This window comes from Leptolyngbya sp. FACHB-671, from assembly GCF_014695745.1.
Taxonomy (GTDB): domain Bacteria; phylum Cyanobacteriota; class Cyanobacteriia; order Elainellales; family Elainellaceae; genus JAAUTN01.
Genome location: NZ_JACJOV010000129.1, coordinates 25,919 through 40,501, shown reverse-complemented (window position 1 = coordinate 40,501; position 14,583 = coordinate 25,919). Strand labels below are relative to the sequence as shown.

11 protein-coding genes are annotated in these 14,583 nt (G+C 48.9%); 2 read left to right on the top strand and 9 right to left on the bottom strand.

Going from position 1 to position 14,583, the window contains the following annotated elements; genetic code table 11:
• Positions 1 to 8: 8 nt before the first annotated feature.
• A complete protein-coding gene (locus tag H6F93_RS18975) occupies positions 9 to 914 on the bottom strand; it encodes a carbohydrate ABC transporter permease (protein WP_190683909.1) in 906 nt (301 codons plus the stop codon).
• Between the two features lie 175 nt (positions 915 to 1,089).
• Positions 1,090 to 2,463 (bottom strand): ABC transporter substrate-binding protein, encoded by a 1,374-nt coding sequence (locus H6F93_RS18970; protein WP_190683906.1) that lies wholly within the window; start codon positions 2,461 to 2,463, stop codon positions 1,090 to 1,092.
• Positions 2,464 to 2,701: 238 nt separating this feature from the next.
• Here H6F93_RS18970 and H6F93_RS18965 point away from each other — a divergent pair, with 238 nt between their 5' ends.
• Entirely contained in the window at positions 2,702 to 3,517 is an 816-nt protein-coding gene (locus H6F93_RS18965) for an SDR family NAD(P)-dependent oxidoreductase (RefSeq protein ID WP_190683903.1), read from the top strand.
• Between the two features lie 173 nt (positions 3,518 to 3,690).
• A complete protein-coding gene (locus tag H6F93_RS18960; protein ID WP_190683900.1) occupies positions 3,691 to 4,653 on the top strand; it encodes a sugar-binding transcriptional regulator in 963 nt (320 codons plus the stop codon).
• Between the two features lie 46 nt (positions 4,654 to 4,699).
• Here H6F93_RS18960 and H6F93_RS18955 read toward each other — a convergent pair whose 3' ends face one another.
• The 7 genes from H6F93_RS18955 to H6F93_RS18925 all read right to left on the bottom strand — a co-directional run bounded on the left by H6F93_RS18955 (position 4,700) and on the right by H6F93_RS18925 (position 14,559).
• Positions 4,700 to 4,843, bottom strand: a complete 144-nt coding sequence (locus H6F93_RS18955) for a hypothetical protein (RefSeq protein ID WP_190683897.1) — start codon at positions 4,841 to 4,843, stop codon at positions 4,700 to 4,702.
• Between the two features lie 110 nt (positions 4,844 to 4,953).
• On the bottom strand, positions 4,954 to 6,471 hold the full coding sequence (locus tag H6F93_RS18950) for a tetratricopeptide repeat protein (RefSeq protein WP_190683894.1): 1,518 nt from the start codon (positions 6,469 to 6,471) through the stop codon (positions 4,954 to 4,956).
• A complete protein-coding gene (locus H6F93_RS18945) occupies positions 6,468 to 7,823 on the bottom strand; it encodes a P-loop NTPase fold protein (protein WP_190683889.1) in 1,356 nt (451 codons plus the stop codon). The genes H6F93_RS18950 and H6F93_RS18945 overlap by 4 nt, the downstream gene beginning before the upstream one ends.
• Positions 7,824 to 8,035: 212 nt before the next feature.
• Complete coding sequence (gene xylB / locus H6F93_RS18940; RefSeq protein WP_190683886.1) at positions 8,036 to 9,502, bottom strand: xylulokinase; 1,467 nt, start codon at positions 9,500 to 9,502, stop codon at positions 8,036 to 8,038.
• A gap of 52 nt (positions 9,503 to 9,554) precedes the next feature.
• The gene (locus H6F93_RS18935) at positions 9,555 to 9,941 is read right to left on the bottom strand and encodes a response regulator (protein WP_190683883.1); all 387 of its coding nucleotides are present in this window, start codon (positions 9,939 to 9,941) and stop codon (positions 9,555 to 9,557) included.
• Positions 9,942 to 9,975: 34 nt separating this feature from the next.
• The gene (locus tag H6F93_RS18930; RefSeq protein WP_199313825.1) at positions 9,976 to 11,973 is read right to left on the bottom strand and encodes a PAS domain-containing sensor histidine kinase; all 1,998 of its coding nucleotides are present in this window, start codon (positions 11,971 to 11,973) and stop codon (positions 9,976 to 9,978) included.
• A 99-nt stretch (positions 11,974 to 12,072) separates the two neighbouring features.
• Entirely contained in the window at positions 12,073 to 14,559 is a 2,487-nt protein-coding gene (locus H6F93_RS18925) for a response regulator (RefSeq protein ID WP_242043525.1), read from the bottom strand.
• Positions 14,560 to 14,583: the final 24 nt, after the last annotated feature.

The window sequence follows — 14,583 nt, the reverse complement described above, 5'->3', positions numbered from 1 at the left end:
TTCCCTCACTAAACGTCCAGATTACGAGCAACAAGACGCATTAAGAAGATCGCCACAATGTTTGCCAGGATGACGGCAATTAAACCTGCGGCTGACGCGCCACCGACATCAAATTCAAATAAGGCTCTGAGGTAGATGAAATAGGCGAGGTTTGTTGTTGCTAGTCCGGGACCACCGGAGGTAGTGACGAAAATCTCGGCAAAAATGGTGAGAAAGAATATCATCTCAATCATTGCCAAAACTGCGATCGCCCGTCCCAAATGGGGCAATGTGATAAACCGAAAAATTGCTGTTGACTTCGCCCCATCCATACGAGCGGCTTCTACCTGTTCATGATCCAGAGATTGAATCGCCGTGAGTAAAATCAACAGGGCAAACGGCAACCATTCCCACGACACGATCAAAATCACCGACAGCATGGGATATTGAGCAAACCAGTCAATCGACCCCAAGCCTAGCGCTCGCGTCACAAAGGCGAACAGTCCGTTGACCGGATGCATCAGCATATTTTTCCAGATCAAGGCACTTACGGTCGGCATCACAAAGAAAGGGGCGATCGCCAACAATCGGGCAATGCTGCGTCCCCAGAATTCTTCGTTAAATAGAACGGCTAAAAGGGTTCCCAGGGCGATCGTAATGACCAGGACAGAACCCACCAGTACCAGCGTATTGAAGATCGAGATCCACAGTGACGAAGTGGAAAGCAACGAAATATAGTTGTTTAGCCCTGCGAAACCAGTATTTGCTGGGTTAAGTAGGTTGTACCGCTGAAGTGAAAACCACAGCGTCATCAACAGCGGCACAATCATCCAGATCAGCAAAACCAAGACAGAAGGCGCAACCAGCGGCAGTGTTGCCACCTGCCGTTTAGAGGTCTTTGTATTGTGAGGCTTAACCGCCAGTGTAGAGGACATAGCTTTTAAGAGTTAATGTGGGAATCCCGTACGGTGCGTTAGGCAACGCCGTAACGCACCGTTGTAATTAGAAGGCACGTACCTGTTGCGATCGCCTTACATCAGGCGTGATTTGAGCTAATCGAGGTGCGTTACGCTGAACGCTAACGCACCCTACACGATAACGAGAACTAAGCTACGATATGTAACCTGCTCGTTTCATCGTTTCTACTGCATTAGCTTGAGCTTGCTGCAACGCTTGATCCACTGAAACTTGCCCCGTTAGTGCTGCTGCAAGGGTCTGTCCGACCTGGGTTCCGAGCGCCTGGAATTCAGGAATCGCAACAAACTGCACTCCTTTGTAAGGCACCGGGTCGGCGGTTGGTTTGCTAGGGTCAGCAGACTCGATCGAGGTCAACACAATATCAGCAAACGGAGCCGCTTCTTTATACTCTGCCTGCTCATAAGTTGAGCGTCGAGTTCCGGGAGGTGCAGCAACCCAGCCCCGCTCTTGAGCCACTAGTTGCACATAAGGTTTAGAGGTTGCCCATTGGATAAAGGTTTGTGCCGCTTCAGGCGATCGGGTCGAAGCGGAAACCGCCAGCGACCATGCCCACAACCAGTTAGAACCGTTGGGATAGCTTGCGACAGGCGCACGAGCAAAAGCAACAGTATCAGCTACCTGAGATTCATCTGGATCGGCAAGTTTACCCGCAGCAACGGTTGCATCGATCCACATCCCACAATTGCCGGTCGAGAACAGAGCCAAGTTTTCATTAAACCCATTAGAACTGACTCCCGGCGGTCCATACTGGTTAAGAATATCAACGTAGTACGTTAACGCTTCTCTCCACTGAGGGCTATCCAAAGTAGGCTGCCAGTTCGTATCAAACCATTTGCCGCCAAAGGTATTCACCATTGTGGTGAATAACGCCGTATTCTCACCCCAACCTGGCTTACCGCGCAAACAAATGCCGTACACGCCATTATCAGGATCATGTACCGCTGCTGCCCATTCTCTCACCTGCTCGTAAGTTGGTTGGTCGGGCACCGTGATACCTGCTGCGTCAAACAAGTCTTTGCGGTAGTAAAGCATTGAACTTTCCGCATAAAAAGGCAGCGCATAGAGCTTGTCTTCATAGGAAAGTGCATCGCGTACAGGGGGCAGAATGTCTTCTACGTCATACTCTGCGGGCAAATTCTCAAACGGAAGCAGCCAGCCCTGCTCTGCCCAAATGGGTGTTTCATAAGTGCCAATAGTGAGTACGTCAAACTGACCGCCTCGATTGGCAATGTCGTTGGTGACACGCTGACGCAGCACGTTTTCCTCTAACACAACCCATTTCAAGCTGATGTTAGGGTTCTCTTCCTCAAACTGTTTTGAAAGATCTTGCATGACCACCATGTCGCTGTTGTTGACTGTGGCGATCGTCAAAGTTGTATTCTCATTTGCCTGCGAACCCGATGCTCCTTCGGAATCCTGTGAACTGGGCGAACAGGCATGGATTTGGACTAGCAGAATTCCTATCAGGAATGCCGCAATCATCTTAGCGAAGCGAAATTGACGCATCGCACGACTCCTTTTTTTATTAAAAATCTAATCACGACAAACTGTGCATGAAACGTCCGCACAACCGAATCTAAATTGGCAGCATTGAGTTGAACGTGGAGGGGCTTTCTCTGTTACAGAAGTTGATATTATGCTCCAATGCTGAGCATTTGCTCAATAATTGAAATCATATCCGTCTCTCGAAGATTACTGAGAAAGAAAGCAACATTTGCAATATTTATTCACAAGGAATTAAAAGATGACGACTCAAGCAACCTATAACTTTTCAGGTAAAGCCATTCTGATCACAGGTGGTGCTGGAGATATTGGGCGGGCAACGGCCCATCGCTTTGCAGCAAATGGGGCAGGTGTAGTGCTGGCCGATTTGAACGAGGCAAAGCTGGAAGATGTGGCACAGGAATTAATAAGCTTTGATGTTCCCGTTGTCACGCTGCGCTGTGATGTAACGAGTTCCAGCGATGTGACCCAAGCCTTTACCAAAGCGGCAGCGCAATTGAAACAGAGCGATCGCCAAGTTGATTATGTGTTCAACAATGCAGGGTATCAGGGAGTATTCGCCACAACAGATGAATATCCCGAAGATGACTTCCAAAAGGTGATAGAGATTAACGTTCTTGGGGTCTTTCATGTGCTGAAGGCGGCAGCACGACAGATGCGCCAATCAGGTGGGGGAGCGATCGTCAACATGGCGAGTCATGCAGGGGTTTCTGGTCCCCCTAATATGTTGGCCTATGGCACTTCTAAATTTGCAGTCGTGGGGATGACGCAAACGGCTGCAAGGGATTTGGCTCCTTACGGGATTCGGGTAAATTCGCTTGCCCCTGCTCTGATTGGCCCTGGTGCAATGTGGACGCGACAGACCGAACTACAGGCAGCGGTAGGATCTCAGTACTTTGATGCCGACCCCAAAGTAGTTGAGCAGCAGATGATTAACTCTGTTCCATTGCGACGTTTGGGGCATTTGGAGGAAGTCGCCAATGGGGTCGCTTTTTTGATGAGCGATGAGTCGAGCTATATTACAGGATTCAACTTGGAGGTGACAGGAGGAATATAGGCGATCGCCCCTTGAGCAAAAGCTTCACACTTGTTGATATGCCCAGGATGTAAATCTCTCATTCAGTAGATGTTTCCTCTGAATTGCTTTAGAAACGTCATAATTTTGGGCATAGACAATATTTTGACTGTGAAAGTGATTGTCTCCTTGGACCTCCTTTTGATCAACGGCATATGAGAGAACCCTGGACAGAACGGCGCGATCGCAAACTCGACTTGGCAGCTCATGCGGCCTGGCTCTACTACATTGCCGGAAACACTCAAGAAGAGATTGCGACAAAACTCAATGTGTCGCGTCAAGCCGCACAGCGATTGGTTGCCCTCGCTGTGAGTGAGAAGCTGATTAAGTTTCGGCTCGATCATCCCTTGAGTGAGTGCATTGCGCTAGCGGAGTCTCTGCGCGACAAGTTTGGGTTGGCGCTGTGTGAAGTCGTACCCACTGATGCAGCCAATCAGGATAACCTGACGGGAATTGGAGTGTGTGCTGCCACTCATTTAGAGTCCTATCTGGTCAACAAAACGCCGACGGTGATTGCCTTTTCGTCAGGTCGGACGTTGCGGGCAATGGTTGATCAAATCTCGTCCATGTACCAGCCCCAACACAAAATTGTCTCTATTATTGGTAATATGTCTCAGTATGGGCGAGCGGGACGCTATGAAGTCGTGATTCACTTAGCCGATCGTGTCGGTTCTCAGGTTTACCCAGTTCCAACTCCGGTCGTGGCTACCAGTGTTGAAGAACGAGATCTACTGCAAACGCAGCGATCGTTTATTGCGGTCAAAACATTGGTAGAGCAGGCAAAAGCAACCTATGTTGGTATTGGTCAAATTGCCTGGAATGGCCCGCTGCATAATGATGGGTTCATTAATGACAACGAACTCACCGAACTGATTGAACTGGGTGCTACGGGTGAAATTGCCGGGTGGGCATACGACCAGCACGGCATTTTGCTGAAACAGGGAACCAACAACCGAGTGGCTGGCGTTCCGCTGGAACAACCGGCAAAGCGGCTAACGATTGGTTTAGCGAATGGCGCTAAAAAAGCAGACGCGATCTTAGCGGCTTTGCGCGGTAAATTAATCACCGGATTGATTACTGATGAAGCTGCCGCTGAAGCCATTCTCAGCGAAATTTAGTGTACAGAATGCTTGGAGAAGAGGAAATTCTGTGGTTGAGCAACAATTAGATACGGGCGATCGCATTACACAAAAATCTTAATCCATTGCCAATGCATTGGCTGACAGCAGCAAAGCGATCGCCTTCATTAACGCTGTAGGGCGATCGCATCCTACTGTATCCGCCAATATTACCATTGCATCGACTCACATTGCCAATGTCACCTGATCCATTCGTTATGCAGTCGCAAACACTAAAGCAGCCACGCAATTAGCAGAGCGATCGCCAAGCCCCATTAAAAAGTAAACCCACAGCGATACTCATTCTTGAGGGTGCGGTTTTACTGCCATGCTTTGCCTAATTTTATTGATGAACTGATCACACTGCTCAACTTTGTAATCAAGCTCAATCTCAAAAAACAGTTGCTTTGCTTGTTGGATCTTCTCCAATGCTTCTTGATACTGTCCTAACGAGAAGTAGGCAAGACCGAGATTGCCCAAAGCATAGGCTTCCCCTTGTCGATCGCCAATCTCGCGAGCGATGTTCAAGTGCCGCTGATGGAAGTCGATCGCCTGCGGGTACTGCCCTAATGAGTTATAGGCAAGACCGAGATTGCCCAGAGCATAGGCTTCCCCTCGTCGATTACCAATCCCGCGTTCGATCGTTAATGACTGCTGATAGAAGTCGATCGCCCGCTGGTACTGCCCTAACGAGAAGTAGGCAATACCGAGATTGCTCAAAGCAATAACTTCCCCTTGTTGATCACCAATTTCGCGATCGATCGCTAACGACTGCCGATAAAAGTCGATCGTCTGCTGGTACTGCCCTAACGAGAAGTAGGCAATACCGAGATTGCTCAAAGCATTGGCTTCCCCTCGTCGATCACCAATCTCGCGAGCAATGCTCAAGTGCTGCTGATGAAAGTCGATCGCGTCTCTAAATCTGGATTGAGAATACAGAAAGTTTCCCAGTTGATTCAAAGCAGCAGCCTGAGCAGATTTTCGATCAAGTTGTTGATATCGGTTGATTGCAGTTTGAAAGGATGCGATCGCCGCTTGTCGTTCTTGATCTAAGTCTGCTGCTTTTCCAGTCGTGACGCGATCGGCATAGACTCGCCCTAGTTGGTCATATAGGGTTGCCAGGTTGGGTGAGTCTGGTGCGGTTGATTCTAGCCGCTGAATTTCTGCTTGCAGTTCTTCTAGCGGTGGCAGAAAGTCATTACGCGGCTCATTGTGTTGTATCGCAAGAGGCGATCGCCCTTTCCCTACCGCAAGTTGATCTGCATTGAATGTACCGCTATCCACTGTTATGCCTTCATTCACAGTGGCTTTTGTTTCGGCTCTAAATCGTAAGACTGCTTTGCGCCAGCTCCAAAAGTCTGGAGCGCGGCGGCTGATTTCTTTGAGGATGCGATGGGAAACCCACAGCACGATCGGATAGCGAAACTCGCGCAGTCCCTCGCGAGTCCACTGCAAATAGCCAAAAAACTTATCGAGTTCGCTTTGTTCGTCTTCGGGTTTCAGCGTTACTCGCAGCAGGGTGTCTGCTCCTGTGATTGTAAACACGGCGGGTCTGCCCTGTTGAAGCGCTGCGTTCGTTTCCTTCAGGTTTGCCAGCGCTGCCCGCACACTGGGTTCACGTCCCAGCTCGACACGATAGGGAAGGATGTTTGCCTGTCGCGCTTCTGCCTCGTAGCGATCGATCACTCGCTGCCGCAGCGCCCAGTCATCACATGCCACGATGATGGGAGCCAGTCGCCCCTGACTGTTTTCAATCAGCGAGATTAGCTCTTCATAGGTTTCCTCATTCGTCCGAGAAGGACTGAATGGCGATGTCATAGATCTCCTCGCTGCCGCATCAAGTCAATCACGATCGGCGAAAGGTCATACCACTGGGCGGCATTGCGATACTCCAGCATATACAGCCCGTGCAGCAAATCCAAAAACCGCTGATTTTCGGCATCTTCCGGTTCAAATTCATCATAGATAAACTTCAGCAGTTTATAGTCGTTGCGACCCAGTGGCTCTGCATATTCAATCTGCAAATCGGTCATCACCTGATCAAGCACCTGCTGATTGATCACCACGGGTGGTTTGTCGAACTGCGATCGCCGTATCTGTCCGCGAATGTCTGTCTTGCACTTATCACAGCAGCGATCGACAATCCGAATCAGTTCGCGGAGTACTCCACCGCTTTTCAGCAGCATTTGCTGCTTTACCGTTAAATCGATCAGCTCTGGCGGCAGTCGCTTATCTAGCACTTCGGCAAACAGCTCTACACAGGCAGCATCTGGAACGCGATCGGACGATCTCACCGTTGCTTTGCTAAAGAACTTCGCCACTCGCATCGAATAAATTTGCTTAACTCGCTGTTCAATTCCTCTTCGCAAAGACACTTCACGCAGGGTGGCGATCGGAATTGTGTAAACAATCCGAAATTCTGGATCAAGTAGGGGCTGAATATTTTTGCTAAAGATTGATTCTGTGATGCTTAAATCCAGCTTATCTAAGTCATCAATGATCACAACAACCTGCTGCCCAGTCGCATTCATGATATAGCTTTGAATAACGTTAATTTGAGCAATCAAATCAGAAATTTTGCGGGCGAATTCGACTGAAATCTCGTCTCGTACTACAGAATTAACCTTCAGCTTCGACTTAATCGCCGCCAGAAACTCCAGCAGCAGGGGAATTCCAGCTTTCACGGCTGCCTGTGCATTGGCTTCGATCTCGGCTTCTACCGCTTGCGATTCCGTTTTGGTGTGCTTGCCCAACCACTGATACAGCGCTTTCTGAATTCCGGGCTGAAGCTTGACCTGCTGCTGTTCGGCGGCTTCTAGCATCTGCACCGCCATCGAAAATAAAATGTTGACGTGATCGACTGCCGATCGCTCGATCGTGTCTGCGATCGAAAACATCACCACAAAATAGCGTCCCGTCTCGATCAGTCGAAACCTGAGTTCTGCCAGCAGCGTCGATTTGCCGCATCCGGTATGTCCGGTAAAAATCAGCTTTTCATCCAGTCCGATCGAGTCGTCGATCGCCTGCTCTAATTCATCAATCAGCTCGGTCTGATACTCCACGCCTAACCGCTGCAAAGCTGCCCGCGTCAATAACGGCTCAAGCTGAAGGTTTTGGCTCGCCGCTCGAAACTGCTCAAGCTGCTGTTGGAGTTCTTCCAAAGAGGACATACAGAGATTTTGTGATCAAGACTGCTTTTAGTCTATAGCGATCGCGGTTTTGGATAGCAGTCAAAATTTGCGGGTGCGATCGCCCTCTGCAACGGTGGGGTATCAGGGTTAAAGCAACTTGCATTCACAATGCAGCAGTAGAATTTGTAGGATGCGTTACGCTACACTAAAGCATCCTACACAAGAATTCGGAATTATTAAGTCCACGATCCTTAGCGAACTGCTTTGAGGGCTTGATACAAAGCTCGATGACGCTCAAGCGCCACTTCGTAAACAGAATTTTGTTGAGGCTGAATTCTTGCGCTGCTATCAGGAATCAGTTTAAACACACTTTCTAAATCGGCATAGGCTCCAACCCCTACCATTGCTAGTAGTGCGGCTCCATAGGCGGCTCCTTCTTCGGTTTGGGGCATGACCAGTTCTGTACTGAGAACATCAGCCAGAATTTTGACCCATACTGGCGATCGCCCTCCACCTCCAGTAACCGTAAGTTGATGCACTGATGTGATCGCATTCACGATTTCCAATGCCTCGCGCAAGCCCAACGCTACACCTTCTAACACTGCCCTTACTAAATCTGCCTGTGTATGGGCGAGAGATAGGTTTGCCCAGGCCCCACGGGCATCTGGGTCGAGGTAGGGACTGCGTTCTCCAGATAGGTGTGGCAAAAACAAAACGCCATTTGCCCCCGGTGGAGACTGCTCCGCTAACACCATCAACTCTTTGAAGTCTACTTTGGGAGCAAATGTGTCACGATACCAGCGCAGCGCACCTCCAGCCGCTAAAGTGACTCCCAATAAATGATAGCCACCATCCGCATGACAAAACAGATGCACACGTCCCTCTGGGTCTGGAGTGGGGCGATCACACGGAACAAAAATTACCCCTGACGTGCCAATACTCAACCCTCCCCGGTTCAAGTTGTTGGATGAGATACCCAGCCCGATCGCAGCAGTGGGATTGTCGCCCCCACCTGCAATTACGGGTAAGCCAGCGGGAAGTCCTATTTGACTGGCAATATCAGGTTTTAAGCGACCTGCGATCGCTGTAGACGCAATGACCTGAGGAAACAAGTCCGGTGAAATCTGTAGTGCATCGAGTAAATCAGTATCCCACTGGCGTTTTGCCAGGTTTAAACAGCCGATACCGGATGCATCAGATGGCTCCGTCACCGATTCTCCAGTTAGTACATAGCCCAGATAATCTTTAGGCAGCAAAATCTGTTGTACCTGAGCATAGGCTTGTGGCTCTTCTGTCCGCAGCCACACTAACTTAGGAAGCTGAAACCCAGTAATGGCAGGATTGCCAGTCCGTTGAATTAATTCCTGTCGGGGAATGATATGTTCAATCTCTTCTACTGCCTTGCCGGTACGCTGGTCATTCCATAAAATTGCCGGACGAATCACATTTCCTGCTGCATCGAGAGGAACCATGCCGTGCATTTGACCGGATAGCCCCAGGGCAATGATTCGATGACTTTCTAACTGTTGAGCCAGAGTGGACAAGGCAGTTAGGCTGACCGTTACCCAGTCGGATGGATGTTGCTCTGTCCAACCTGGTTTTGGGGTAAGCAATGGATAGCTGCCTACTGCCTGCGCGACTAACCTCCCCTGCAGATCGACGGCGATCGCCCGTACACCCCCTGTCCCTAAATCCAGTCCGATGACGATATCACCCATCTTTTTGTCCTAATTTATGGCTTCTATCAATCTCCCCCACACGTCCATGCTATCAGCGTTCTAATGTCCAACCCAACGCAGTAGCAACTTGACCAGCCAGTTCGAGCGGGTTAAAGGGTTTGGCGATCGCCGCAGTCAGCCCCATTTGTATATAGCGGCGACGGTCAGAAGATTGAATCTTTGCCGTCAATAAAATTACGGGAATTGCTTTTGTGGCTGGATTTTCCTGAAGTTTTTGAAAGGTTGCGATGCCATCCATATCAGGCATCATCACATCCAGCAGAATGGCATCCGGTTGCTCCGTTTCGGCTTGATGCAAGCATTCCTGCCCAGAGCTGGCAATTAACACTTCCCAACCCGCTACAGTTTCCAGGCATACCTGCGCTACCTCCTGAATATACTGCTCGTTATCCACCACCAAAATCCGTTTTGCTGTCATCGTTTCCTCTGAGTCACTGATTCAGGTCTGCTATTCATAAGGGTGAATCGGAGGGGTGAATTGGAAGGGTGAAATAGAAAGTACTGCCCTCACCCAAAACACTTTCAACCCAGATTTGACCGTCGTGCTGTTGCACAATACTGCGACAGATCGCTAGCCCCAAGCCGGTGCCTTCATGATTGCGCGAGTCGGAGGAGTCTACCTGCTGAAAGCGCTCAAAGATGCTCTCCAGTTTATCTAAAGGAATGCCGCGCCCCTGATCTTTGACGGTAAACAAAACTAGTTCTTGCTGCTGTTGAACGGTTAACCAAACTGTATTTCCAGTTAGAGAAAATTTAATTGCATTGCTGAGTAAATTGGTGAGGGTTTGTACAATCCGGTCGGGGTCAGCCCAAAGTGAGATCGATAGGCTGGCAACAGACAACGTTACTTCACCTTTATCAGCCAGGGCTTGTACCACATTCACGGCTTCTGTAATGAGGTCATCAACATTGCAGCATTGTTTCTCCATTTGCACTTGTCCAGATTCAATGCGCTCAATGTCGAGAATGTCATTGATCAAGCGCACCAGGCGATCGGTGCTGTCTACTGCAATGTGCAACATTCGTTTGCCCTGCTGTGAGTCTGCCTTGAGTAACCCACTGGCAAGCATTCCTAGCGAACCATGAATGGAGGTTAGAGGAGTGCGGAGTTCATGACTCACCACAGAAACAAACTCATTTTTCATCCGATCGATTAGTTTGCGATCGGTGACATCTTGCAGAAACACGGTATAGGATACTTCTCTGTCTAAGTTCAGCTTGGAGATAGAGGCTTCTGCGGGAAATTCGCTACCGTCTTTATGGCGACCAAAAATTTCGCGCCGTTCTCCCATGCGGCGAGATTGCACTTCAGAGTGCCCAAAGTCAGCTACATGGTGTCGATGTATTTGAGCAGTGCCTAAGGGTAATAGGATGTCGAGCGGTTGCCCGATTACCTCCGCTGCGGAATAGCCAAAGATTCTTTCTGCTCCCTGGTTAAATAAAGTAATATGCTGGTTGCGATCGATGGAAATGATGGCATCTTCTGCAATATCCAAAATTCCAGCAAACCGAGCCTGAGAAACCTCCAGAGCCTCTTGAATACGCTTCCGTTCCTCCAGTTCGGATTGCAATCGCCTGTTGACCTGGAGCAGTTCTGCGGTGCGTTCTGCGACTCTCAGTTCTAAATTATTTTTTTCAGTTTGCAAGGCTACTTCAGCTTGTTTGCGAGGGCTAACATCCCTAGCAGTACCTATCATTCGCACAGGTTCACCTGTCTCACTATAAAAGAATTTGCCTCTACCCTCAATCCAGTGAGTACTGCCATCGGGCCAGATAACTCGATAAGTTTGGTTATAGTCAGTTTGTTCTTGACGGGCCAGATCGACTGCTTCTGTTAAACTCTCACGGTCTTCTGGATGGAGACAGGCAACAAAGGTTTCATAAGTTCCATCAAACGTACCGGAAGCTAGACCTAGCAAACGTTCATGTTCTTCAGACCAGATCAGTTGGTGAGTTAACAAGTTCCAGTCCCAGGTGCCCATTTGAACTGCTTCTAAGGCTAGCCGCAACCGCTGTTCACTCACTTTTAGGGCTTCTTCTACCTGTTGGCGATCGCCCATTTCCCGTTCAAGGTCTTGATTGATGGCTGCCAAACTCGGAAAAACCAGTGCTTTAGGAAGTAAAAAGATGAGGCAAATTGCGGTGTAGAGCGAGACTGCGGCTGTGATTGCTTTGAGCGTCCCTGATAACCAGTAGGTTGGATGCCAGAGTGTCCATACCTCCATTAAATGGGTCGTACCACAGGCAACAATGAAGCTACTAAAGAGCAAAAATATCCAATTAAAGGGTAAGTCTTTTCGTTTGCCTACAAAGTAAATTAGGGCTAGAGGAATTGAATAGTAGGCGAGCGCAATCAAAGTATCTGATACGACATGAAGCCAAACCAACTCTGGCTTCCAAAGATAACAATGCCCGTGGGGAATAAATCTCTCAGCAGTAAAAACTTGCATTAAATCCTGCATAATACCTCTTGAAAGAAGGCTAAATTATAGCCATTGGTGTAGTCTAAGCTACACTCCGGTGATGTGACCATTACCAGTCGTCTTTGCTCATAGAAGTGCTGAATTTGCAGCTTGATACAGTGTGTTTAAACTGTCTCCATTTTCGGGATATTGAGCTACTCCTGCACTAAATGTCAGCCGAGAAGTATCGAGCGATTGGGCTGCCCGTTTAGGCGTATTAGAGTTAGGTGTATTAGAGTTAGGCATACCAGAATCTGCAAAAGACTCTTGCCGCAACGCGTTTAGCAGATTCTTTAACCGCTGTGTACCGTCTTGCTTGTCTATGCCATACACACCAATCACGAACTCTTTCTCACTCCAACGAGCCACTACATCTTCTGGCTCAAATGAGCGGCGCAACAGTTCTCCGGTTTGGCGTAGTATTTCATTTGCCGGAGAGTGACTTGTCAGAGAGTGATGGGGGCGATCGCCAGCCTGCTCAAATTGCTCTAAACCTAGAACAAATAGGCATAGGGGTTGATTATGCCGTTTTGCCAACCGGAGCAACTTATCCAACTCTTGAGCTGCCTTTTGCCGAGTTGAAACCTGAGTGAGTGGGTCAGTTTCAGCTAAGTTTTGCAAGAACCGAATTCGTTCTAGACGATTGATGATGCGCGTGACGAGTTCTGGTCCGACAATCGGTTTACTGACAAAGTCATCAGCACCGACCGAAAAAACTTGGTTTACAGTGTCAGCATCGGTATGCGCGGTGAGAAACAGAATCGGTAAGCTGCTCCAGCGGGAGTCATTTCGGACGATTTGGCAGAGGTCAATGCCGTTAATTTGCGGCATTTCAATATCTAGAATCAGCAGGCGAGGGGAGGTGGCTTCCAAGGTTTCCCAAAACTGGCGTGGATCGGCAAGGGTTGTAATGTTGAGTCCCCAGGGTTCTAGCAGCGATCGCACAATTGCCAACAGCTTTGGATCATCATCAACCACCATCACGCCCGCTTTTGCTTGATCTGCTTGATGTAGAACCTGGTTGATCGACTCCAGCACTTGTGAAAGCGGCAGCGATTTTTGCAAAAAGGTGCGTCCTCCCAATCGTGCTACCTCCAGGCGCTCCGTTAACTCATTATGTTCGGTGAAAATGATCGCCGGAATAGGAGGAACCTGTTTATTTAAATCAGCCAACAAAGTGAGGCTTTCTGCCATCGTTGGAGAAATGGCTGGATCTAGGAGCACGATATCGGGCGGTTGTAGATGAATCTTATCTCTAGCACGGGTCAAGTTCGCTGCAACTTCGGCCCGAAATCCCCAGGCTGGCGCTTCAGCAATGAGTTGGTTGGCTAAGGGGCGATCGCGATCTACAATCAACAGCAATGGATGCTCGTCTTCGATTGGGGTTTGGGTTGTATCTTCAGTTGTGGAACGTTCAACCTCCTGCCGCAGCAAGCTGACCCACTCTTGCAGATAGGTGACTTCATCCTGGCTCAAGGGCGATTCGGTTTTGAGCGTTTGTTCAATCCATCGGGCTAGTTGCGACCCCTCGGATAAGCCAAATGTGCCTAAAGAACCTGCTAACGTATGAGCTTCCTGCTTGGCTTGTTGCCATAATTCTGAGTTCAATTGCTGCTGCTGTAGCGCGGAAATGGCTGTTTCTAATACCCCAACCTGCTCACCCACCCGCTCCTTAAACCGATACCAGACTTTGCTGACCAGTGCCAGAGTTTGCTGTTGAGTCGGCTGACTAATTTGAGCGAGTGAATTTTGGATAGAAGAATGGAGTGTTTCTGTGTCCCGCTGCTCTTTTGAGTCTGGGTGGCTTTTTTCGACTTGCTGTTTTCCAAGTTTCAGGCGATAGCCGATGCCATAAACTGTTTCGATCAAATCGGGCGGGGCACCTTTTGCTTTTAACTTTTGTCGCAGTCCTTTAATGTGAGTCCTAACGGCTTCGTCACTGGGAATTTCTCCAAATGACCAGAGATTTTCCAAAATTGCCCCACAGCTAAATACACGGCGGCTGTTTCGCAAAAATAGCTCTAGCAGTGCGTATTCTTTAGCTGTGAGCGATACTGGTTTGTCACGATATGTTACCTCACAACTTTTGGGGTCAAGCTGCAAGTCTCCCCACTCCAACACTGATTGGGCGATTCCCTGGTTGCGACGTAGCAAGGCTCGAATTCGGGCGGCTAATTCTTCTGGGTCAAAGGGTTTTACGACGTAATCGTCTGCGCCTGCATCTAAGCCGATCGCCTTGTCTTGGCTACTATTTCGAGCCGTTAGCAGGAGAATAGGCATTTGATGTCCGTGCGATCGCAACTGTTGACATAGGCTAATCCCATCTTGTTTAGGCAGCGTCACGTCTAGCAAAATCAGGTCATAGGCAAAGGCTTCTGTTAAATCCCAGGCTGCTTCACTTGTTGCGACTGTTTCGACCGTATAGTTTTGGTTGGCAAGTGTTGCGACTAGTGCTTCGGCTGTGAGTTTGTCATCTTCTACTACTAAAATCTTCATGAATTTAAAGCGCAACTTTAAAGCGGCGATCGCCCTAGCAACAAAATAGCAAGAATTTCCTAGACTGTTTGAGAACATTGCCTGTATCCTGCTGATTACCGA

Coding starts and splice junctions, on each gene's coding strand:
- H6F93_RS18960 (WP_190683900.1), top strand. CDS start 3,691: ATGAGAGAACCCTGGACAGAACGGCGCGATCGCAAACTCGACTTGGCA.
- H6F93_RS18930 (WP_199313825.1), bottom strand. CDS start 11,973: ATGCAAGTTTTTACTGCTGAGAGATTTATTCCCCACGGGCATTGTTAT.
- H6F93_RS18970 (WP_190683906.1), bottom strand. CDS start 2,463: ATGCGTCAATTTCGCTTCGCTAAGATGATTGCGGCATTCCTGATAGGA.
- xylB (WP_190683886.1), bottom strand. CDS start 9,502: ATGGGTGATATCGTCATCGGACTGGATTTAGGGACAGGGGGTGTACGG.
- H6F93_RS18975 (WP_190683909.1), bottom strand. CDS start 914: ATGTCCTCTACACTGGCGGTTAAGCCTCACAATACAAAGACCTCTAAA.
- H6F93_RS18925 (WP_242043525.1), bottom strand. CDS start 14,559: ATGTTCTCAAACAGTCTAGGAAATTCTTGCTATTTTGTTGCTAGGGCG.
- H6F93_RS18965 (WP_190683903.1), top strand. CDS start 2,702: ATGACGACTCAAGCAACCTATAACTTTTCAGGTAAAGCCATTCTGATC.
- H6F93_RS18935 (WP_190683883.1), bottom strand. CDS start 9,941: ATGACAGCAAAACGGATTTTGGTGGTGGATAACGAGCAGTATATTCAG.
- H6F93_RS18950 (WP_190683894.1), bottom strand. CDS start 6,471: ATGACATCGCCATTCAGTCCTTCTCGGACGAATGAGGAAACCTATGAA.
- H6F93_RS18945 (WP_190683889.1), bottom strand. CDS start 7,823: ATGTCCTCTTTGGAAGAACTCCAACAGCAGCTTGAGCAGTTTCGAGCG.